Origin of the sequence: Prevotella disiens, from assembly GCF_900454955.1 — a bacterium.
Lineage (GTDB): Bacteria > Bacteroidota > Bacteroidia > Bacteroidales > Bacteroidaceae > Prevotella > Prevotella disiens.
Genome location: NZ_UGTL01000001.1, coordinates 885,962 through 907,187, shown reverse-complemented (window position 1 = coordinate 907,187; position 21,226 = coordinate 885,962). Strand labels below are relative to the sequence as shown.

The 21,226-nt window shown below is 38.1% G+C and carries 20 protein-coding genes, 1 tRNA gene and 1 other RNA gene; 11 read left to right on the top strand and 11 right to left on the bottom strand.

The features are described 5' to 3' along the window. The first annotated feature begins 161 nt into the window (after positions 1–161). The 11 genes from DYI03_RS03975 to DYI03_RS03920 all read left to right on the top strand — a co-directional run bounded on the left by DYI03_RS03975 (position 162) and on the right by DYI03_RS03920 (position 14,307). Positions 162–641, top strand: a complete 480-nt coding sequence (locus DYI03_RS03975) for a DUF4494 domain-containing protein (RefSeq protein ID WP_021670360.1) — start codon at positions 162–164, stop codon at positions 639–641. Positions 642–674: 33 nt separating this feature from the next. Then, positions 675–1,346 carry a YggS family pyridoxal phosphate-dependent enzyme gene (locus DYI03_RS03970; protein WP_021670359.1) on the top strand — a complete coding sequence of 224 codons (672 nt, stop codon included), beginning with the start codon at positions 675–677 and terminating at the stop codon, positions 1,344–1,346. Positions 1,347–1,395: 49 nt separating this feature from the next. Then, positions 1,396–2,973, top strand: coding sequence for an NAD(P)/FAD-dependent oxidoreductase (locus tag DYI03_RS03965; RefSeq protein ID WP_021670358.1), 1,578 nt, complete (start codon positions 1,396–1,398; stop codon positions 2,971–2,973). 450 nt (positions 2,974–3,423) lie between these two features. Then, positions 3,424–4,827: a hypothetical protein gene (locus tag DYI03_RS03955; RefSeq protein ID WP_147287662.1), complete on the top strand. Its 1,404-nt coding sequence runs from the start codon at positions 3,424–3,426 to the stop codon at positions 4,825–4,827. 297 nt (positions 4,828–5,124) lie between these two features. Continuing rightward, positions 5,125–6,609 (top strand): phosphohexomutase domain-containing protein, encoded by a 1,485-nt coding sequence (locus DYI03_RS03950; protein ID WP_021670356.1) that lies wholly within the window; start codon positions 5,125–5,127, stop codon positions 6,607–6,609. Positions 6,610–6,636: 27 nt separating this feature from the next. Then, positions 6,637–7,212 carry a GNAT family N-acetyltransferase gene (locus DYI03_RS03945; RefSeq protein ID WP_021670355.1) on the top strand — a complete coding sequence of 192 codons (576 nt, stop codon included), beginning with the start codon at positions 6,637–6,639 and terminating at the stop codon, positions 7,210–7,212. A gap of 131 nt (positions 7,213–7,343) precedes the next feature. Then, a complete protein-coding gene (locus DYI03_RS03940; RefSeq protein WP_021670354.1) occupies positions 7,344–9,377 on the top strand; it encodes a TonB-dependent receptor plug domain-containing protein in 2,034 nt (677 codons plus the stop codon). Positions 9,378–9,390: 13 nt separating this feature from the next. Beyond that, the gene (locus DYI03_RS03935; RefSeq protein ID WP_021670353.1) at positions 9,391–10,512 is read left to right on the top strand and encodes a YncE family protein; all 1,122 of its coding nucleotides are present in this window, start codon (positions 9,391–9,393) and stop codon (positions 10,510–10,512) included. 34 nt (positions 10,513–10,546) lie between these two features. Further along, a complete protein-coding gene (locus DYI03_RS03930; RefSeq protein ID WP_021670352.1) occupies positions 10,547–11,554 on the top strand; it encodes a hypothetical protein in 1,008 nt (335 codons plus the stop codon). Positions 11,555–12,050: 496 nt separating this feature from the next. Then, positions 12,051–13,742 carry a hypothetical protein gene (locus DYI03_RS03925; protein WP_021670351.1) on the top strand — a complete coding sequence of 564 codons (1,692 nt, stop codon included), beginning with the start codon at positions 12,051–12,053 and terminating at the stop codon, positions 13,740–13,742. A 166-nt stretch (positions 13,743–13,908) separates the two neighbouring features. After that, positions 13,909–14,307: a hypothetical protein gene (locus DYI03_RS03920; protein WP_025064592.1), complete on the top strand. Its 399-nt coding sequence runs from the start codon at positions 13,909–13,911 to the stop codon at positions 14,305–14,307. Positions 14,308–14,505: 198 nt separating this feature from the next. Here the strand turns inward: DYI03_RS03920 and DYI03_RS03915 are convergent, their stop codons facing one another. From DYI03_RS03915 to DYI03_RS03870, 11 genes are all read right to left on the bottom strand, one after another. Next, the gene (locus DYI03_RS03915; RefSeq protein WP_021670349.1) at positions 14,506–15,609 is read right to left on the bottom strand and encodes a GmrSD restriction endonuclease domain-containing protein; all 1,104 of its coding nucleotides are present in this window, start codon (positions 15,607–15,609) and stop codon (positions 14,506–14,508) included. 210 nt (positions 15,610–15,819) lie between these two features. Next, on the bottom strand, positions 15,820–16,812 hold the full coding sequence (locus DYI03_RS03910) for an adenine-specific methyltransferase EcoRI family protein (RefSeq protein ID WP_021670348.1): 993 nt from the start codon (positions 16,810–16,812) through the stop codon (positions 15,820–15,822). 512 nt (positions 16,813–17,324) lie between these two features. Beyond that, positions 17,325–17,395 (bottom strand) — tRNA-Cys (locus DYI03_RS13395). Between the two features lie 82 nt (positions 17,396–17,477). Beyond that, positions 17,478–17,669 carry a FeoB-associated Cys-rich membrane protein gene (locus DYI03_RS03905; RefSeq protein ID WP_081686647.1) on the bottom strand — a complete coding sequence of 64 codons (192 nt, stop codon included), beginning with the start codon at positions 17,667–17,669 and terminating at the stop codon, positions 17,478–17,480. 39 nt (positions 17,670–17,708) lie between these two features. Beyond that, positions 17,709–18,116 carry a YkvA family protein gene (locus DYI03_RS03900; protein WP_004356373.1) on the bottom strand — a complete coding sequence of 136 codons (408 nt, stop codon included), beginning with the start codon at positions 18,114–18,116 and terminating at the stop codon, positions 17,709–17,711. Between the two features lie 24 nt (positions 18,117–18,140). Continuing rightward, positions 18,141–18,569 (bottom strand): hypothetical protein, encoded by a 429-nt coding sequence (locus DYI03_RS03895; protein WP_025064591.1) that lies wholly within the window; start codon positions 18,567–18,569, stop codon positions 18,141–18,143. A gap of 57 nt (positions 18,570–18,626) precedes the next feature. Continuing rightward, positions 18,627–19,004, bottom strand: an RNA gene (rnpB, locus tag DYI03_RS03890) — RNase P RNA component class A. 317 nt (positions 19,005–19,321) lie between these two features. Beyond that, positions 19,322–19,543, bottom strand: a complete 222-nt coding sequence (locus DYI03_RS13940) for a hypothetical protein (protein WP_244916333.1) — start codon at positions 19,541–19,543, stop codon at positions 19,322–19,324. A gap of 431 nt (positions 19,544–19,974) precedes the next feature. Continuing rightward, complete coding sequence (locus DYI03_RS03880) at positions 19,975–20,271, bottom strand: hypothetical protein (protein WP_021670344.1); 297 nt, start codon at positions 20,269–20,271, stop codon at positions 19,975–19,977. A gap of 171 nt (positions 20,272–20,442) precedes the next feature. Further along, entirely contained in the window at positions 20,443–20,793 is a 351-nt protein-coding gene (locus DYI03_RS03875) for an immunity 51 family protein (protein ID WP_021670343.1), read from the bottom strand. Then, entirely contained in the window at positions 20,783–21,130 is a 348-nt protein-coding gene (locus DYI03_RS03870; RefSeq protein ID WP_011608529.1) for a hypothetical protein, read from the bottom strand. Before DYI03_RS03870 ends, DYI03_RS03875 begins: the two co-directional genes overlap by 11 nt. Between the last annotated feature and the right edge of the window lie 96 nt (positions 21,131–21,226).

The window sequence follows — 21,226 nt, the reverse complement described above, 5'->3', positions numbered from 1 at the left end:
AGTGGCGGTGCTTTTGTATTTTCCGAAATGAATTATGATTTTTTTGAGCGAACAAAGTTAGATTAAGCCAGACTTTTTTAGTACTTTTGCAGTTAGTATAAATCATCATGTCCAACACAGCACAAATGCTTTGGTGGGCATCACTAATAAATTAGAAAAGAATGAGAAGCAAATCAAGTGCTTGGTTTGAAACTAAGGTGCGCTACGATAAGACCATGGAAGATGGTCAAACAAAGAAAGTTACAGAGGCTTACACGGTGGAAGCTTTGAGTTTTTCGGAAGCAGAAAGTGCCATAACCGAAGAAATGTTACATTATATTACTGGCGAATTTGACGTAAAAGCAATTACTCCAGCAGCTTATAAAGAAATTTTCTTCAGCGATGGCGATAAAGATGACAAATGGTTTAAGGCACGTTTGGCTTTTATTACGATTGACGAAAAGACCGAAAAGGAAAAGCGTTCTATCGTAACTTTCCTTGTTCAAGCTCACTCTGTAAATGGTGCGGTAAAGCATGTAGACGAAGCAATGGGAAAAACGATGATTGATTACGACATTGTTTCTATTGCCGATACAAAATTAATGGACGTTTTTGAACACAAATCAGCAGCCAAACCAACCGAAAAGCCTGAATACGAATAAACAAAAAGTCGAATACCATAAAACAATTGAACGATGTATGATGTAGCAACAAATTTACATGAGGTGAAAGACGGACTACCTGAAGGTGTCCGTTTGATTGCCATCAGCAAGTTTCACCCCAACGAATATCTTGAAGCAGCCTACAACGAGGGGCAACGCATCTTTGGAGAAAGCCACGAACAGGAACTTTCGGCAAAAGCAAGTACGCTCCCAAAGGATATAGAATGGCACTTCATTGGGCATTTGCAGACCAATAAAGTGAAATACATTGCACCTTATATCTCTATGATTGAGGCAGTTGATTCGTTCAAACTATTGAAAGAAATCAACAAACAGGCTGCCAAGCACAACCGAATTATCAACGTACTTTTAGAATTGCACATTGCCGAAGAAGTTTCAAAGTATGGTTTCAAGATTGAAGAGTGTCGCCAATTGTTAGAAGAAGGCGCATGGCGCGAACTAAAAAACGTTCATATCTCTGGGTTAATGATGATGGCATCAAATACAGACGATGAAGAACAAATAAGAAAAGAAATGACCGAAGCTGCCAATTTCTTCGATGAAGTAAAGGAAAAGTATTTTGCTAACGACCCAGCGTTTAAAGAACGTTCGTGGGGAATGAGCAACGACTACCCTATTGCCATTGAATGTCGCAGCACAATGATTAGAGTGGGAACAAAAATATTTGGTCCTCGCATTTACTAATTGGCTTCATCTTTCATATAACACCCCAACCCAACACCCAAAATCCATTATGATACAAGAATATCAAATTCGTGTGATGCCGCAAGTGGCAGTCAGCGAGCAGAATATAAAAGAGTTTATTGCCAAAGACAAAGGGCTTGACGCACGAACCATTAATCATGTGCGCACGCTAAAACGCTCGATTGACGCTCGCCACCGTGATATTTTTGTCAATCTAAAGGTGAGAGTTTACATCAACGAAGTGCCGCACGACGATGCTTTCATTAAGACCAATTATCCCGATGTAAGCCATTCACCTCGTGTAATAGTCGTGGGGGCAGGACCTGGCGGCTTATTTGCAGCCTTGAAATTAATAGAATTAGGCTTTCGCCCCGTAGTTCTTGAACGTGGAAAAGACGTGCGAGAACGCAAAAAAGACCTTGCCCAAATCTCTCGTACGCACACCATAAGCCCTGAATCGAACTATTGTTTTGGCGAAGGAGGGGCAGGTGCTTACTCTGACGGAAAGCTTTATACACGCAGTAAGAAACGTGGTTCGGTGGATAAAATTCTTAATGTGTTCTGCCAACATGGTGCATCAACCACAATTCTTGCCGATGCCCACCCCCATATTGGTACCGATAAACTTCCGAAAGTCATTGAAAATATGCGCAATACCATTCTGTCTTGTGGCGGAGAGGTACATTTTCAAACGAAAATGGTGGCGTTGGAAACTGACGGTAACACGGTTGTTGGCGTGAAAGCCGTATCAACTTACGAGGGTGAACCACAAGAAAAAACTTTCAAAGGTCCTGTTATTCTTGCCACAGGCCATTCCGCTCGTGATATTTATCAGCATTGTTACGATGCAAAAATAGAAATGGAAGCAAAGGGAATTGCCGTTGGCGTGCGCTTGGAACACCCTGCAACATTAATCGACCAAATACAATATCACAATAAAAACGGACGTGGCAACTACCTCCCAGCGGCTGAATACGCCTTTGTTACACAGGTAAAAGAACGTGGTGTTTACTCGTTTTGCATGTGTCCAGGGGGCTTTGTCATTCCCGCAGCAACCGCTCCGAAACAGATTGTAACCAACGGAATGAGTCCAGCCAACCGTGGAACAAAATGGTCGAACTCTGGTATGGTGGTTCAAATCAATCCCGAAGATATCGAAGGCGATGACCTTTTGCGCATGATGCACTTTCAAGAAAAGATTGAACTTGATACATGGCAACAAGGAAACATGCGCCAAACAGCTCCAGCACAGCGTATGGCTGACTTTGTAAACAAGCGTTTGTCTTACGATTTACCTTCTTCAAGTTATGCACCAGGACTCATTTCCAGCCCATTACACTTTTGGTTACCAGAAATGATTACCACTCGTTTGCAAGAAGCCTTTAAAACTTTCGGCAAACAAGCCCATGGTTTCTTGACCAATGAAGCCACAATGATAGCATCGGAAACACGCACCAGTTCGCCAGTTCGCATTCTTCGCGACCGTGAAACCCTTATGCACGTTCGCCTTCAAGGTCTGTTTCCTTGTGGTGAGGGAGCTGGCTATGCAGGCGGAATCGTCAGTGCAGGCATCGACGGAGAACGTTGCGCAGAAATGGCAAGTGCGTATATGAAGAGTATTCAGTAATACAAAATGAGTGAAACGAAATTTATACATGCTCGTGGCAAAAGAAATCGCACTTTGAAAAAGAACGCAAAATAGAAGCAATGAAGACTTGAAAAAACGTGGATTCAAATACGTTGGGTCAGTCATTATTTATAGTTAATTTGCAAGGAATAGGCATCATCAACGACCACCAAGTCGATTGCGATTGTTACAATCGGTAGGCTTGTATTTGTTTTGAGGAATTTATTTCACTCATTACTACTAATAAAATCCGCCAACAAGCCTCTTATTATCAACACAAAAATAACGTAATAAAATTCATTAGCAAGAAAAACGCAAAAAAAACACTTTAATTATTTGCAAATTATAAAATATTTCCTACATTTGTAACCTATTTAGAAAGTTACATTTGGAGATAAATAATATTTCATTCAACTAACGACACAATTACAAATTAAAAAAATAGAACTTATGAACAAATTAAAAACCTTAACATTGCTGTGCATACTCGCTTGCACAATGTTTACTTTCACGGCATGTAACGATGATGATAATGCTACAAACCCTAAGATTGAAGAAGCAGTAAAAGCTCTTCCAAGTTCTTCATTTGGTGCTACCATTGACAATTTAACACAAGAATTGTCTAAAAATAGCGGAGCTACCGTTACAAAAATAGATGAAACTCACCTGAAAGAAGTAAGAACCCTTGACAACAAGAAAGTTGAATTCATCTATACCTTCGATAGTGAAGCCTTTAAGTATCAATTTGCTGAGGGAAAACTTGAAAACGCTGATGCACAAAAGCAATTTGTAGCTTACCTTACAGCCAACAAATACAGTGAAGAAAAGAGCGGTAACAAAGAAGAACGCATCTTTAGAAGCGATGTTACACCAGCTTCTGTGATTGTACTGAACACAACCAAAAATACATTTATGTTCGGTGCAAATGATGAAAGTGCCTATTCGTGGACACGCCTCAACCCAATCACCGACAAAACAGGCTTATTCATGCCTTTATTTGCCAAATATGCGCCTTATTCACTTATCGAAAGTTTTGAAGCACGTTGTGGTCATAAACTTAATGCAGAGAAATCAAAGAAAGAAAAAGGATATTACACCTTTGATACAGGCATTGAAAATTTCCCAATGGTAAAATATTGGCTTGATGAAAAAACTAATAGCAAACTTGAAGAAGCTGTTTTATACATTAAGAACAAGGAAGTAGTAACTCCAGACAACGTAACTGCATTCTTGAAAAATTTAGGTTTCTATTACACTACCCTTAAAGACCAAAGTGGTGCAATGCTTTATTACAACGCAAAACAAAAAGCTGCTGCTTTTGTTTTAATGGTTCCTAAGGCTGGAGACCCTAACTTCGTACCAAATATTCATTTCGTATTTAAAAATTTCGATGGTCAAGTACCTCCTGAAACAGTTAACATGCCATGGCCTTACACTGTTTTTGGTAAGCTCACAATGGACGAAGCTGTTGCAGAATACAAGAAATTGGATTACTTTAAGGAAACAACTGACGATGGATATGGAGGTGCATTAGGTATTATGGTCGTAACAAAATCTCCTGATTTTCCAAAGATTTTATTAATGAAAGATGATAATAATAAATATGGTGCAGCACTTCTTATTGCTAACAACACGATGACTTTACGTTCACCAAGTATTCAACAGATGCTAAGTGACAAAGGATATGTATATACTAACAAGTCAGCCTTACCAACATTTGTAAACGAAAAAGAAAATGTTATGGCACAATTCGACCTTGAAGGTCAATTTGGGGTACCATGTATAGCATTCCAACCATCAGAATTTTCAAGTGGTGCAGCGAAGAAACTCCAAAGTTTAAAACTTCTAAAGTAATAAATTTTAAACTTCTAAAGTAATAAATTTTAAACTTCTAAAGTAATAAAATCCCTCATAAGTGTTCATTTTGCTTATGAGGGATTTTTGTTTCATTTCGTGTAGGCTCACATAAGCAACCCTTTTGGTATCATGCTCAACTAGTTAGTAGATACTTTCCTTTCATCAAAATGCCATGAATCGAAAAAAAAATTATAAGAATACCACTCCCACTCTATCAATTCTTTTTTGTAACTTTGCACTATTATAAATTTACTTTATAAAAAAAGAACGAAGAACATAACTAAAAAGATAGAAATGGACTGGAAGAAACTGCAAAACGGCTCAGATATTCGAGGCGTAGCATTGGAAGGTATCGAAGGCGAAAATGTTAATTTGACAGAAGAAGTTACGAGTATTTTAGCACAAGCATTTGTAAGATGGTTGGGCGAAAAGAATGGCAAAACGCAACAAACTATTGCTATTGGTAGCGATTCACGCCTATCAAGTCCAACACTTCGCGATGCTTTTTCGGCTGGTGCTTCGGCTATGGGAGCAAAAGTTCTCAACTTTGGCATGGCTTCTACCCCTGCTATGTTTATGGCAACCGTTGATGAAAGTCTGAAAGCCGATGGTACCGTCATGGTAACCGCAAGCCATTTACCTTGGAATCGTAATGGTTTGAAATTTTTTACAGCCAAAGGTGGATTGGAAAAAGCAGATATTGCTCGCATTCTTGAACTTGCTGCTGCACAAAATGCGCAACAAACAGAGGGAAAAGGCGAAGTCAAAGACGTTGATTTCATGCAAACTTATTGCCAAATCCTCAAAGATTATATTCGTAAAAGCGTAAATTCAGGCGACCAACCACTGAAAGGTATGCACATCATTGTAGATGCAGGCAACGGAGCAGGCGGCTTTTTCGCAAACAAAGTCTTAGAACCATTAGGGGCAAACACTGCGGGTAGCCAATTCCTTGAACCTAACGGCAACTTCCCTAACCACGTTCCTAACCCTGAAAATAAAGAGGCAATGGCTTCCATTTGTAAGGCTGTTGTTGATAATAAAGCCGATTTGGGTATTATTTTCGATACCGATGTAGACCGTTCAGCGATTGTAGACCGAACGGGAGCACCGATAAATCGCAACGCTCTTATTGCTTTAATCTCAGCCGTTATCCTTCGTGAACACCCACAAAGCACTATCGTAACCGACTCAGTTACCTCTGACGGATTGGCAAAGTTCATTGCCGACCGCAAAGGAGTGCACCATCGTTTCCGCCGTGGTTACAAGAATGTTATCAATGAGTCGCTCCGTTTGAATGCAGAAGGTGAAGAATCGTGGTTGGCAATAGAGACTTCTGGACATGCTGCTTTGCGTGAAAACTATTTCTTAGACGACGGTGCCTACTTGGTAGCCAAACTTATTGTCGAAGCAGCTAACTTGCGCAAAGAAGGAAAAGAGTTGCAAGACTTGATAAGCGATTTACAACAACCCGAAGAAAGCAAAGAAATACGTTTCAAAATCACTACTGACGACTTCAAAAAATACGGCGAAAAAGTGTTGGAACATATCCGTTTAAATGCTGAAAAGCATAAGGGTTGGCAGATAGTAACCCCTAACCACGAAGGCGTACGTATCGCTTGTACAGCTGAAAACGAGCAAGGTTGGTTCCTTTTGCGCCAATCATTGCACGACCCAGTATTACCTTTAAACATTGAGTCGAACGTAAAAGGTGGCGTAGAAGCCATTACCGCTCAAGTTATTGAAATGCTTGCTGAATTTACAGCGTTAAAGCAATAGACAAAAACAACTTTCCCCCACACTATTATGGAAATCAAAATCGCACAAGCACAACCCAAACATTCGACTATCATAGCACGCCTCATCATGGAAGCGATGAACCACGAGTGCTGTCAATGGTTTGCAGGAGAAGAACATACGTTAGACGACTTTTTCAACCTTATGAAATCGCTCGTCGAACGTACTGATTCTCAATATTCCTACTGCAACACATTGGTGGCAATAACCCCTGATGGAACGATTGCAGGGATATGTGTGAGCTATGACGGCAGCCTCCTTCGCTCTCTGAGACAAGCATTTATAGATGGGGCAATAGCTGCATTCGGTCGAGATTTCTCTGACATGGACGATGAAACTACCGCTGGCGAACTCTACATTGACTCGCTTTGCGTTGATGTAAATTACAGAAACGCAGGTATTGCCAAACAACTTTTACAAGCAACTATCGAAAAGGGGAAATCCATAAATCTGCCTACTGGACTATTAGTCGATACCAACAACCCACAGGCAGAGCGACTTTATACAAGGGTTGGATTTATTTATAAGGATAACAACCAATGGGGCGGACACCAGATGCGCCATTTGGTTTGTCCGATAAAATAAGAATAAAATTAAAACCTATTGTTTTGCACTTCAAAACAGCCTGTTTTTAGAGTCAAAACAGTGGGTTTTAGCGTGCAAAGAAGATATACGAAATAGCAAGTCATTCAATTCACAACAATATATTATACATTATGAAGTTATTGCCCACAGTTATTCTTTTAGCATGCACTATTGGGGTGAAAGCTCAAACACCACAATTAGATTCAATTCAAACAATTGATGAAGTGGTTATCACTTCACGATTGACCCAACGCGAAATTGTACCTGCTCAAAGCTTACAAGGCAAAGATTTAGAACGTTTGAATAGTCAATCGGTGGCTGATGCTTTGCGCTATTTCTCTGGTATGCAACTTAAAGACTATGGTGGTGTAGGTGGCATTAAGACAGTCGATATTCGCAGTATGGGTACGCATCATGTGGGAATTTTCTACGACGGAGTAGAATTGGGCAATGCTCAAAACGGGCAAATCGACCTTGGACAATATTCATTAGACAATATTGACGAAATTTCATTGTATAACGGACAGAAAAGTGCTATCTTCCAACCTGCTTCCGATTTTGGAAATGCAGGCAGTGTCTACATTTGCACACGCCGTCCACGCTTTTTTAACAACAAGCATTACAACCTAAAATTTAAAACGAAATATGGTTCGAGCGACCTTTTCCGCATCTCTGGCTTATGGGAACAACGCATTTCTGAAACGGTTTCAAGTTCGTTCAATGTGGAACACCTCACTTCAAGTGGAAAATATAAATTCAATTATCGCCGTGTAACCCCTTCGGGAGAAGTGGCTTACGACACAACGGCAACACGACAGAATGGCGACATACGTGCCGACCGTGTGGACTTGAATATCAATGGTATTCTCACTCGTGGTTTTTGGAACACAAAAGCGTATTTTTATAATAGCCAACGAGGCATTCCAGGGGCTATCGTGAACAATGTTTGGCGACGTGGCGAGCGACAAGGCGATGTAAACACCTTTGTACAAGCACGTTTCCAAAAAGATATTACCGACTGTTTTTCAACACAATGGTTGGCTAAATATGCGTTTTACCGCACGCATTATGTGAACAACGATACCACCCAACTGCCTGCCAACAATAAATATTGGCAACAAGAAGTTTATGTTTCAACTGCCAATGCCTACGAAATCTTGCCCAATTGGAGCGTTTCTATGGCTTACGACTTCCATTGGAACAAACTCAATGCCAACACTTATCGCTTTGTCTTCCCAACAAGATTTTCTAATCTCATTAGCTTAGCAACAGCGTTTGAAAGCAGATATTTTCGCATTCAAGCCTCTATTCTCGGCACTTTCGTTCACGATAAACTCCACCCAACGGAGCGTTTGATGGACGGAATGAGTGAAACCAATAATATTTCAAAGTTTACACCTGCCGTATTCATAGATTTTCCACTCATCGACAAGCAAGAAAATGGCTCGCAAACAAAGTTTAGTTTGCGCACTTTCGTAAAGCGTAGTTTCCGCATGCCTACCTTCAACGACTTGTATTACACCGATTTAGGCAGTTCAAATCTAAAACCTGAAAGTGCCGTACAATATGATTTCGGCACCGTGTTCGACAAAACAAATAGCAAAAGCTTCTTGCACAATCTTCATTTTCAAGCCGATGTTTATTACAACTCCATTCACGACAAAATCATAGCCTACCCTAAGGGGCAGCAATTCCGTTGGACAATGCTCAATTTAGGTAAGGTTCACATCACAGGCATGGACATGCAAGGTGCTATAACGATGCAGCCGATACGCGATTTCTTAGTTACAGGTCGCTTGCAATACACTTACCAAAAAGCAATAGATGTAACCAATAAATCAAACTCGTTTTACAAGCACCAAATTCCGTATATTCCACACCACAGTGGGTCGGCAATCGTGAATTTAGCTTACCACAATTGGACACTCAACTATAGTTTTATTTATTCGGGCGAGCGTTACAATCAGCAAGAAAACACGCCAATCAACTACATGCAGCCTTGGTACACAAGTGATTTAAGTTTGCAATACGACTTTAATTTATGGGCTAAAAAATGCAGATTGATATTGGAAGCTAACAACATTTTCGACCAAAAATATGATGTAATCCTCAATTACCCAATGCCGGGCATTAATGGTACGATTGGATTACAAATAGAACTCTAAAAAATACAAGACAATGATAAAAGTAAAACACGTTTTTTTCATCTTGTTATTACTCCTTACAGCAGCTTCGTGTCGTGAGGACGATACGATAATTTACCCTGATATTCACGATATTAGCGAAGTTACCCATACCAATATTGCGGGTATGTATGTGCTGAATGAAGGCAATATGGGGTCTAACAAAGCCACTTTGGACTATTTAGACCTTGACTCAGGAAAATATTTCCGCAATATTTTCCCTTCACGCAACCCTAATTTGGTGAAAGAATTGGGCGACGTGGGCAACGATATAAAGGTATATGGCGACCAACTTTGGATAGTTATCAACCAATCAAACAAGGTGGAAGTAGCTGATGCACAGACTGCTGTGAGTCGTGGACACATTGATATTCCGAATTGTCGCTACCTTTCTTTCAATGGAAAGTATGCTTACGTTTCATCTTATGTGGGCAAAATTGGTGAAGCAGACGTCATTGGGGCTGTTTATAAAGTAGATACGGCAACGCTAAAGATAGAAGGAAAATGCCTTGTAGGCTATCAACCAGAAGAAATGGTGGTGCAAGACGGCAAAATTTATGTGGCAAATAGTGGCGGTTATCGGGGCATGAACAAAGCATTGGGCTACGACCGTACCGTCAGCGTGATTGATATTAATTCCTTTAAAGTGGTGAATACTATTGATGTAGCCCCAAATTTATTCCGCATTCGCAACGATAAATATGGCAAACTTTATGTGGCATCACAAGGAAATCGCAACGATATTGACCCCAATATCTATGTAATAGACAACGAAAAAGTGGTTGATGCGCTTAATATTCCGTCCATGACTTTCGATATACATGGCGATTCGTTGGTCTGCTTCTCAAAGGTGAAAGGCGAAACCAACTTTAAAGTTGTAGATATTAGAACCAATAAAGTCATCAATAACAACTTTATCACGTTCCCAACCGACTACCCTATTGAAACACCATACGCCCTTACCATTCACCCTATTACAGGAGATATCTACGTGATGGACGCAACCAATTACGTTTCGAGCGGAAAGTTATATTGTTTCGACAGAAATGGCAAATACAAATGGCACACAGAAACAGGCGATATACCTGGTCATACTTGCTTTTTAAAGAAGAATTAAAAGAAGAAACAAAAGGGTTAAATTTAAATATATTATGAAAAAAGTTTACTTATCAGTCGCATTGGTGTCTTTATCAATTGTGTCTTTTGCGCAAACAAAAAACCCTTATATTCAGGCAGTAGATGAATTTGTACCTGCACCAGGACAATTTACAAACAGTTTGCCTGAAATGACGGCAACCGACACACCAGAATCAGCTGCTAAAAAATGTACCGACCTTATTGCTAACAACAAGAAAGGTATGATTTCTTTAGGACCATTCGGAGGATACATCACCTTCCATTTCGACCACCCTATCATTAATGTCGAAAATGCCAACGACTTTAAAGTCATCGGCAATGCTTCAAAAACTAATAACGAGCCAGGAATAGTAATGGTTTCACAAGATACAAATGGCAATGGGAAACCCGACGACAAGTGGTATGAACTGAGCGGAAGTGCCGATGTTGATTGTCCTGACCAAGTTATTTACAATTACGAAATCACTTACAAGCCAAATGCAACAGCAGTACAAGAAATCCATTGGACAGACAATCAAGGTAAAGAAGGAGTTATTCCACGCAATGATTGGCACAAGCAAGAATATTATCCACTTTGGATAAAAGAAAACTTAACCTTCAAAGGTACGCTCTTACCACACAATAGCATTAAAGACCCAGTTTCAGGTTGGTATGTGCAGAAAGGATATCGTTGGGGATATGCCGATAACACATCAGACGAAAACAATGGAGAAATGGATATTGCAAATGCTGTGGACGAAAATAGAAAAAAAGTAGTCCTCCCTTTTATCGATTTCGTACGTGTTTACACTGCAATCAACCACGTTGTACCAGCAGGAGTGGGCGATATGTCCACAGAAATATTAGGTGCTGAAGACCTACACCCACTTGCAGCAGGCATTGATGCGCCACTAAATTCGAATGAAGAAACAACAGTAAAGAGCATTTACTCTATCGAAGGTAAACAATTGAAGGAACTACAACACGGCATTAACATTGTGAAATTCACCAATGGCAAGGTCAAAAAAGTTGTCGTGAAATAATAGAAACACTCTATTTACACTTAAACTCTCGAAAGTTTCCCTACTTTCGAGGGCTTGTTTTTTCTGAGTCTACAACGTAAAAATTAGGCAACAACCCTAAAATAGAGTAACCAAAAGCTTTTACGTTCCCCCCTTTCCTACCCATAAAAGCAAGTTTGTACAAGCCATTATACACGTTTGTATAAGTGAAAAATCAAAATTTTGCAGTTCGTTTTTGAATCTTTATCATTACTAAGAAGTTGATAAAAATACAGAATAGTTACAAAAGGCTTATTTAAAGTTAAATATTTATTAAAAATAACGAACATATTAAGATTAAAATACAATATATTTTTTCTGTTATCATAATTTTTTATACTTTTGTGAATAACTAAACCCCATCACCTCTTAGCCTTTTATATCGATTTAGAGGCGTATGTTACGAACATTTTCCCAACCTATTCGGTAAAGATTGTGTTCAAACTCGGACGATTATACTAACCAAAGTTACATATTTATGAAAAAAGTAACATTTACTATCATTGCTGCGCTCACCTCTATTATGTCTATGGCGCAGAACAGTAACAACCAACATTTGTTTTCTGTACTAAAAACTCAGTCACAACAGAAAAGTCTTCGCATGTTTGCTAAGGCAGCACAGAGAAAATTACCTATTATCTCTGATGTAATCATTAGGGATAAACCAGAAGGCGAGGCGATAGAAAACCTCCAACGGAAGGCTTTCTGTACAGTACCTGGTGGGACTACAGGAATAGATTATGTTCCACAAACTTGTGCAGTAGGTAATTTCCTGAAAGGAAAGGACGGTAATTTATACATTTATGACGCATTGGGCAAGTGTTATACCTTCTCTTACCTTAAATTAGAGCCACTTGGAGGCAGCTCTTACGTCCTTCATACACCACAGGCTATTGATACTGATTATGATTCAGAAGGAAAAACAATCAATCTTTATGCTACACGTCTTAAATTAGAAAAGACTCCTGACGGACTTAACTATATTCCTGAAATGACAGCAGACGGAAAATTTGTAGGCGATGTAAAGTTTGAACTACAAGATAATACGCTCACACAAGTAAGCGATGGGAAAGATGCAGAAACGGAATTGCCCAATACGATTATTGCACTGACCACTGCCGAAGGAGAATGGAGAGGATTTTGCACTACCGATATTGTTATCAAACCTTTCAAAGAAACAGCAACGGAACTTCCTGAAGGACTGGAACCATCAACTTATGTACTCAATTTCCTCAATCTTAAAAGTGAAAAAGAGAATATTATAGCCCAAGTTGCTATAGACGGAAACGATTTCTATTTAAAAAATCCGTTTGTTTTTGATGATGAAAATGCTCCTGACATGTGGATTAAAGGCACAAAAGAAAATTCGAAAGTTGTATTTAAACCTCAATATATTGGTTTGAACAAAGATGAACATAATTACGTTTTCATGAAACCAACTATTTATGACTATCAAACAACAGACGACGGACAGAAGAAAATGACAGTGTCAAATGCTGATAATTTGACTTTCGATTTAGATGCTACCACAGGAAAACTTACTTGTAATGAAAAGGGATTAATGCTTATTAATGAAGGTTTGGAGGAACTTAATGTTTGGGCTGCCTATGCCGACCCTAATCTTACAATTTTCGTTGATAAACCTTTTACACCTGCCAATCCAGCAGATATAAAATTAGAAGAATATAGCGAAGAAGACGGACAACCAGTGGTATTTAGCATCAAAGCACAAGATGTGAATGGCGAATTTATTTTGCCAGAGCATCTTTATTATAATGTTTATTTCGATTCAGACAAGGCACCTTATACTTTTGACACAGAAACTTATTCCCAATTAGATGATAATTTGACAGATATTCCTGTTAGTTATAATGATGGCGATTACTTCTTCTTGAAAGGAAACTTGCGCATGTTCTATGCATACGTCAAAGATTTTAAGCGTGTCGGCATTCAAATGATATATAAAGGGGGTGGCGAAACAAAACGTTCTGAAATAGTATGGTGTGATAATGCTGCTGGTATTACTGATTGCACTGCCGATTCAAAAGTAAAGATTGAATATTATGACCTTTGTGGTAGACGTTTATTGCAACCTACAAAGGGAATTTGTATCAGCCGCATTACCTATTCAAACGGAGAACAGAAGACCATTAAGCGCATCATGCGTTAAGTTTGTTATAAGATTTAAAGATTAAACAATGTTGAAAGAGTTCGGCGCAATACCGAACTCTTTCTTTTTCATTTTGCTTTTATAGTTTATCGTCCCCATTATATGACCATTTCAGTAATTATTTTTGTACCTTTGCGCTGTTGAAACATTAATATACCGCATGTTTATGAAGATAAATAAAGTTTTTCTGTTGCTCTTTGCAAGTATTTCCCTTGTTAGTTGTCACGAAAGTTTAGAAGACCGTGCCGCAAAAGATTGTAAGGAATTTACTGAAAAGAATTGTCCTACACCCTTAGAAAATAATACTCGTATGGACAGTATGGTTTACGAACCAGCCACACACACCATACATTATTATCATTCTTTCTTCAACGAAGCTGATAACAAAGCCGTTATTGACGCACATACCGCTACTTTACGCAAAACTTTGCTCGATGCAGTAAAGGCAGATATGGGAACAAAAATCTATAAAGAAGCAGGTTTCAATTTCCGTTATACCTATCATTCAAGCAAAACGCCTCAACAAATTCTCCTCGATTTCACATTTACAAAAGGCGAATACTAATAAAAATCCCCCAACCTTCAGCAGATTGGGGGATAGATTCTGTTTTAAGAAGATTCATTAGCACCTATTTCGGCTTCTTTTTCCTGACTACAAAAGTAATAAGAATAAGTATTTTCGCTCCATCTCAACACTACAATTTCATCTGATACATTACGAATAAAAAGACCACATTTCAAGCAAATAGGAGCTATTTGGCAATTATTTGCCAGATTTTGTGCGATTACACTTCATACACAACATTTGACAGTTATCTTTTTCTGTCTTTCCGCCCTTGTGCCAAGGTATAATATGGTCGGCTTCCATTTCTTCTATCTCGAAATGTTTCCCACAAATCGGACAAATACCTTTTTGTTCTTCGTATACAGCACGACTAATTTTCTTCTCAAAGGCACGGATATTTAAGTACTTTTCATTGCGTGTAAGCACATATTCATAAATTCCTTTCTTATTTTGCACTTCATCGTCCGCCATAAGTTGGGCAACTTCTGCCTCCAATCTCTTTGTATCTAATGATTGTTTACCAAATTCATTGTAAAGCAATCCCCATGGTAATCCCTTCATTTCACGACGATAAGTCGGAAAAATAGTTTCAACCCAATAAATAACCTGTGTAAAATAAAGCCACAACTCGTTGGCATTACTATCATGTTGGTGGTCTGCCATATATTGACGAATCTTTTCATCGGTCGTTCCTTTCGCCTCATCGTTTATCCACGATAAAACAAGTTGCAATATTTCTTGACGTATAGCCGTACCTTTCACATACTTATCGCCCAATCCCATTGCTGGGCAACCTGTCTTAGAGAAATGTCGCTTTGCATCTGTGAGCCACTCACCTGTATAAACAGCGTTACGTAATTCTTGGTCATAGAGTTTTTCTCCTGCTATGTTAATGGTTTTAAACCATTCCAACTTTTCACTATCGGTACCTTCACAGAAATAAACCATGAGTTCGTAATCCAATATTTGCTCCTTTTGGTCTTCAGTTAGCGTATGAAAATATTGCTCTTTTATGGAAAAATCGCCCTTCAGATATTGGCAAATACTAATGGTTCGCTGCTGTCCGTCTAACACTTCAAAATTTCCATCGTCTTTCTTCACCCAATACATCACGTTCAAAGGAAAACCTTTACGCACCGTATCTATGACCGCATCACGCTGTTCGTCCTTGTAAACAAACTCACGTTGATACTTAGGACGCACATCAAGTCGTCCGCCGTATGCCACAACGCCCTCTTCTTCATTATCTTCATAACCTTCAAAAAGGTCTTTCAGTTTGATTGGTTTAAGTTCTATTTTCATTGTTCTTATTTTTTTATTGTAAGGTATTCAAAATTTGATTTTGCATCTTTAAAATGGTACCTAAATATTCATTTGCGAGCAAGGGCGTTAGCCGTAGGGGCGTGATTTTTTCGCTTTGCTCAACAACTCGATTCACGTTCCTCTCAGCAAATATTAGGGTGTTAGGAACGTGATAAATCACGCCCCTACAAGGTAGCATTTACACTAATTTTATTGCTTGCGTTTGATAAAAATACGCTTAAATTTATTCTTCCCATTAATAACACAATGTGGATTGATTCCGTCCCATTTGGATTCTACTCCGCTATAACCTCTTCCATTATCTTCTGCCATGCCAATTATCTCAAATTGTTTTGGATTATATTTATCCATAAATGTGATTGGAACACCCATAACTCCGTCATAATCAGAAGGAATTTCCTTAACCTTATTTACGTTGATAGCACCGTAATTATCGTATTTTGGATATTCTTCTGGCGAATAACGCTTATACAAAATGAGTTCTTCATGGCGTTTTTGAATATCAAGATTAGTAAACCAACAAATGTTACCAAGACTTCTCCACTTCTGCCCTGTATCATCAATCCAAAATCTTGTTGCCTTCGGTTCAAAGTAATCGGGTACTTTAAATCCCATATCACCAAATCCGTAGCCTATCCAAATTTTATTTTTCATAAGATACGGGAACACCTCTTTATAAGTAATTGCGTTTTGATTGCCTATGATAACAAACTTCTTTTCGTATTCCACTAACTGCGCCACATACTCTCTGAACAAAGAAAAGGGCGGATTTGTAACGACTATGTCGGCTTGTTTTAATAGTTCTATGCACTCTTTGCTACGAAAATCACCATCGCCTTTCAAGGGTTTCACGTCTATTTCGGCATCGTTTATAATGCGGTTGCCGTTTTTGTCGCCCTCATAGACAATATACACGGCTCGCTCCGATTGGTTTTGCGAAAACAAATTAGGCTCTTTGTTTTTATAGCAAGTGGCAATAACTCGCTTCAATCCTAATGGTTCAAAGTTCAGAGCAAAGTATTTAAAGAAATTGCTCACTCGTGGGTCGTCACAATTGCACAGAACTGTCTTGCCTTTAAAATGCTCTTTGTAATGTTTAAGCTCTCGTTCTATATCGCCAAGTTGCGTGTAGAACTCATCGTTCTTAGCCTTTTTGGCCAAGGTTAAAGTTTTATTCGCCATAGTAAAATTTACTTTGAACGAATGTTGTGTACTCAATAAAAACGAGGAACAGCCAAATACAAAAGAACGTGGACGCAAACTTATCCACGTTCTGAGGTACTTGGCCGAACCCACAATGCAGAAGATAAGTTAAACGCCCACGCATATTGCGCAGACGTTCACAACTTATTCTAACTACATTGGTTCTTTCTACGGCCAAGTTTCCAGAACGTTTATAGAATAAACAGCAAACGCTTGTTATTTTATTTACCAACAAAAAATGAATATTAGCAACCCCGATGTTATTCGTGATAGCTCTACTCACCTGCAAACTTACACAAATTATTTTACATTATAAAATATTTCATTGCAAAACATGCAATTGTTTTATTTCTATTCTAGGTCGTATAGTCCACTATACTCCCTCATTCACTGCCTATTTTTGCTCAATAAAAACCTCAAAATACAGCAAAGCTAATTTTTAAAACCCACCATAAAAAAAACTTGAAAGAAGATTCTTCCAAGTTTTAAAGAGGTGCCTAGCAGAATCGAACTGCTCTACACGGTTTTGCAGACCGTTACCTAACCGACCGGCCCAGGCACCAAAAAGTTTGTTTACAATAGAAGTCGTAACTCAATTGCGAGTGCAAAAGTAATCATTTTTATTGATACGACCAAACTTTTCGCTAACAATTGCGTTGATAATGTAATTTCTTTTTTTCTTTTTTCTGTTGGTTTCGCATCATTTGTGAACGCATTGCGCACCCTTTACACCCTCCGCAAGCGTTGCGAGAAACTTTGAAAGTTCTGATTATCATGCGGATAACGTAGGCTAATGAGGCAACTAACACGAAGCCAACTATCATATATTGAATCATTTTTTTATGTCCTTTCTTGTCTAAGACACTCGCTTTGGGTTATACAGGAATGTCTTCTGCGTTGTCTTTAAATAGATTGTCGGTGGCTTTCATTTCTTCTTCATCGAACCATTGCGACAATTTATCGTGAGCTTTCTTTTTGATTTCTTCATCAACATCGCCCCAAACTTTGTTGAGAACGAAGATTAAAATGGACAAATCATCGCCTAAACCAGCAATAGGAATGGCATCTGGCACTAAATCTAATGGGGAAATAAGATAGCCGAGCGCCCCTATTATCATTGCTTTATCCTTCAATGAAACTTTGTCGCTTTCTATTAAATAGTATAAAACCAATGCGGCATAAACGAGTTTTGCACCAGCACGCTTCGCAATACGGTGTATTTTCTCAATAAAACCATTCTTAGTGAACTTTTCTTTGTATTGACTCAAATCGGGCATTTCCATAACTTTCAATGTTTAAAGGGGTTATTACTTGTTGTATCGCATCACCTTTTCAACATATAGGCATGCTTCGGGGTGGTCTGCTTTGGCTTGTTTCACTTTGCTACGAACAATGATTTTCATCACAATTTTATAGAAAAGGAAAAGCAAAAGACCGATGGCTAAACCTAAAAGCACCACTTGGTAACCTTTTACTGGTAGTGTTTTTTCGGGGAAAGCCGATAAAACAAGAATAGGAAGCGACAATAAAAAGCCTGCGATGGTATATTGTGTACGCTCAGAACCTTCTGTATCAAGGGCTGCTTGATAGTCAAAAAGATAGTTATCCAATTCCTCTTGGTCTAAATTTCCTTCCATTTTGGGGAAATTAGCCTCGTCTTTATGATGCTTTATCTTATTCTCAACTTGATGTTGAAAATCGTCAATGGTGTATCTATAATAGGTATGTCGTTCCATAAGTCTTGCATTTACAAACTGCATTCCCCCCATTTTATGGGGAGAAGCAGGTATAAGAAAAGCAGTATCTCTATAAGCCGGGTTTTGTTTCCTTATTTTCTTTCGAGCATAAGGACGCCTGTCATTTATCTAACCATAGAGTCGCCTCTATGTTTTAGCGTTCTACCCTCCGCTGTGCATATTGCTTGGGCGAGCAACCCTCAAACAACGGTTTACATGAACTTGCAGCTCTTGAACGGTACAGCTACGTTGTCGCCAACGCACTGGTAGTCTTTTACACTACCTTCTCACCCTTACCTTGCAAGCAAGGCGGTTATTTTCTTCTACCTTCATCTACTGTTGCCAATAGCTTTCACTTTCGGAAGCAAGATGCTCTGTGCTGCCCGGACTTTCCTCTCGTGCTAAAAAGCACCAGCGACAGTGCCGAAATACTGCCTTAGAATTGCAAAGATACGGTAAATATGCCAAATAGCAAAGTCTATCTCTCTATTTTTGATTTATTAGAACTTACTTTATCGCTTTCTGATATACATTTTATGCTGACATAAAATAGAAACTTTCAACACTGAAATAAGTGCGATTTTAGTTTTTAGTCTATGGGTTAATTTTCAAAAGAGCCTATTTTGCAACTCAAAACAATAGGTTTTGCATTGCAAAATAGGCACTTTTGAAGTATAAGGTGGGTTCTAAAAATTACCACCATAATATATAACTTTTAAATAATGGGTTACGTTTTACTTTCTTTTGGTCTTTTATTGGCACAAATCGTCAGTAGAATGTGTAATGCATCTATTTTCTTGCAGAGAAGTGTCTTGTACAAAGCATTTTGAAATGGATAATACATCATCAAAATCATAGAACATATTATAAGTTACAGCTATTAAACAATCTGCTTCCATAAAAACAAGACACATAATAGGAGATTCTGATATAACATCAACAATCGAATAGGCATGTTTCTTGAGTTCTTCCATTTTTAAAGTTATGGGAGCGTAGTTCTTTATATTAGAAAAAATATTGATTTCTATGGAGTAATGTTGTATATTATTCTTTGTTCTCTTTTGGGCGTTAATGTGAGAATGTTTACAACAATATTTGATTTTATCCAACTCTGCCTGTTTGTTTTCGTTGTTACAAAATGCATTAAAGATAGGAGAGATTATGTACTTGTGCGACGAAATAAATAAAGCTGTATCTGTGGAATTAGTATCTGCAAAGACGATATTCTTATCCCAGCAATAATCAAATGTCTCAATTACTTTATATGAAAATTTATTAGTGATACTATCGCTACATGTTGCAACTGCATGACAATATGTACACATACAAAATGTAACACATATTATATATTTGACATTACACATAATTCTTACCTCCTTTTTAGACATTTTTCTAATGTATGAAATTACCCTATCTGATGAAGTATGCTAGCAGCTACAGCTTTCTCATAATCCACAACATCATTTTTCTCATACGGCGTATTAATGACATTTAATAAATATTGTTGTGCTTTTTCTGTTTTCCCTTTTTGAAAAAAAAGTTCTCCTAAAACACAACTTGCACGAATAAAAAAAAGAGCATCTTTTTCTTTTTGAGCCTTTATGATTATTTCATTTAAAATATCCAAAGCTCTTTCTTCTCTTTCTAAATCCAACAGGCGCAAAGCCTTATTGAATTTATTTTCTATATTAGTGACATCCATATTTTTTTTGCAAAATTTCTCGAAGATTTTGGAATATTGTAATCTTTCATCATTTGTTTTATTTGCTTTTGTACATCTTTCAAAGTCTCTGTTTTTTTACTCCTTTTTTCTTTTGTAACAAAAAAAACACTCCATTTGAAGCGGTTTTTTGTTTGTATAAAGATGTGTTTTTTAATCTAATTCTGCTCTTAAAAATAAATCTTGTATTAAAGTTTCGTTTTCGCAGGTTTCTTTAAATGCAATTATAAAAGATTTTAGAGCATCTGGATTAGATGAATAAACACAAAACATATCTGCTTCGGGGTCAAACTTTATGACTTCTATTAGTTCAGTTTTTTGTTCTTCCAAAAATACTTTTGCTAAAGTCCCCCAATCATAACCGTTGCCCTCAAAGCCCTCATCTTCTCTTGCTTGGAAAATTTCTGCTTTGTATTCTCCAACATTCAAACATACCGAAACACTATTTTCGTGTTCGATCCAAAAGAATGGTTTTATTAACTCATTAAAATTATTAGTGTCCATATTGTTCCAATTGTTTAAAGAGTTCATCGCCATTGGCTTTTATACCGTCCCTGTACTTTGCAGGTATTTTATTACCAACACGTTCAAACCAATCGTTAAACGTATTTTTCCATTCTTTTACTTTGTCTTTTTTGATGCTCAAATTTGCATCGATTGGAAATCTTTTTGCAAGCATAATTAGTATTTCAATATGTGCTAAAAGAGCTTGCGTTGGTTTATTTGCTGTTTTTAACCATTCTGCATTTTCTTCAATTTGTTTTATAGCCAAATTAAAGTAGCGTGCATTTGCCATATCAGCCATTTCATTGCCATCGGGTGCTGTGCTAAATATTTTCATTTTTTATTTGTTTTCCTTATTTCCGCAGCGTTTTTGCTTGCAAGAAATGCAAGTGCCTGATACATAAAAGTATTCAAACACTTGTGTATGTCAGAA

What these genes read in the sequence shown, in the direction of transcription:
- DYI03_RS03875 (WP_021670343.1), bottom strand. Translation starts at nt 20,793, where the DNA reads ATGGACACTAATAATTTTAATGAGTTAATAAAACCATTCTTTTGGATC.
- DYI03_RS03930 (WP_021670352.1), top strand. Translation starts at nt 10,547, where the DNA reads ATGAAAAAAGTTTACTTATCAGTCGCATTGGTGTCTTTATCAATTGTG.
- DYI03_RS03895 (WP_025064591.1), bottom strand. Translation starts at nt 18,569, where the DNA reads ATGGAACGACATACCTATTATAGATACACCATTGACGATTTTCAACAT.
- DYI03_RS03880 (WP_021670344.1), bottom strand. Translation starts at nt 20,271, where the DNA reads ATGGATGTCACTAATATAGAAAATAAATTCAATAAGGCTTTGCGCCTG.
- DYI03_RS03965 (WP_021670358.1), top strand. Translation starts at nt 1,396, where the DNA reads ATGATACAAGAATATCAAATTCGTGTGATGCCGCAAGTGGCAGTCAGC.
- DYI03_RS03935 (WP_021670353.1), top strand. Translation starts at nt 9,391, where the DNA reads ATGATAAAAGTAAAACACGTTTTTTTCATCTTGTTATTACTCCTTACA.
- DYI03_RS03905 (WP_081686647.1), bottom strand. Translation starts at nt 17,669, where the DNA reads ATGATTCAATATATGATAGTTGGCTTCGTGTTAGTTGCCTCATTAGCC.
- DYI03_RS03955 (WP_147287662.1), top strand. Translation starts at nt 3,424, where the DNA reads ATGAACAAATTAAAAACCTTAACATTGCTGTGCATACTCGCTTGCACA.
- DYI03_RS03940 (WP_021670354.1), top strand. Translation starts at nt 7,344, where the DNA reads ATGAAGTTATTGCCCACAGTTATTCTTTTAGCATGCACTATTGGGGTG.
- DYI03_RS03920 (WP_025064592.1), top strand. Translation starts at nt 13,909, where the DNA reads ATGAAGATAAATAAAGTTTTTCTGTTGCTCTTTGCAAGTATTTCCCTT.
- DYI03_RS03975 (WP_021670360.1), top strand. Translation starts at nt 162, where the DNA reads ATGAGAAGCAAATCAAGTGCTTGGTTTGAAACTAAGGTGCGCTACGAT.
- DYI03_RS03950 (WP_021670356.1), top strand. Translation starts at nt 5,125, where the DNA reads ATGGACTGGAAGAAACTGCAAAACGGCTCAGATATTCGAGGCGTAGCA.
- DYI03_RS03945 (WP_021670355.1), top strand. Translation starts at nt 6,637, where the DNA reads ATGGAAATCAAAATCGCACAAGCACAACCCAAACATTCGACTATCATA.
- DYI03_RS03910 (WP_021670348.1), bottom strand. Translation starts at nt 16,812, where the DNA reads ATGGCGAATAAAACTTTAACCTTGGCCAAAAAGGCTAAGAACGATGAG.
- DYI03_RS03915 (WP_021670349.1), bottom strand. Translation starts at nt 15,609, where the DNA reads ATGAAAATAGAACTTAAACCAATCAAACTGAAAGACCTTTTTGAAGGT.
- DYI03_RS03970 (WP_021670359.1), top strand. Translation starts at nt 675, where the DNA reads ATGTATGATGTAGCAACAAATTTACATGAGGTGAAAGACGGACTACCT.
- DYI03_RS13940 (WP_244916333.1), bottom strand. Translation starts at nt 19,543, where the DNA reads ATGGAAGAACTCAAGAAACATGCCTATTCGATTGTTGATGTTATATCA.
- DYI03_RS03925 (WP_021670351.1), top strand. Translation starts at nt 12,051, where the DNA reads ATGAAAAAAGTAACATTTACTATCATTGCTGCGCTCACCTCTATTATG.
- DYI03_RS03870 (WP_011608529.1), bottom strand. Translation starts at nt 21,130, where the DNA reads ATGAAAATATTTAGCACAGCACCCGATGGCAATGAAATGGCTGATATG.
- DYI03_RS03900 (WP_004356373.1), bottom strand. Translation starts at nt 18,116, where the DNA reads ATGGAAATGCCCGATTTGAGTCAATACAAAGAAAAGTTCACTAAGAAT.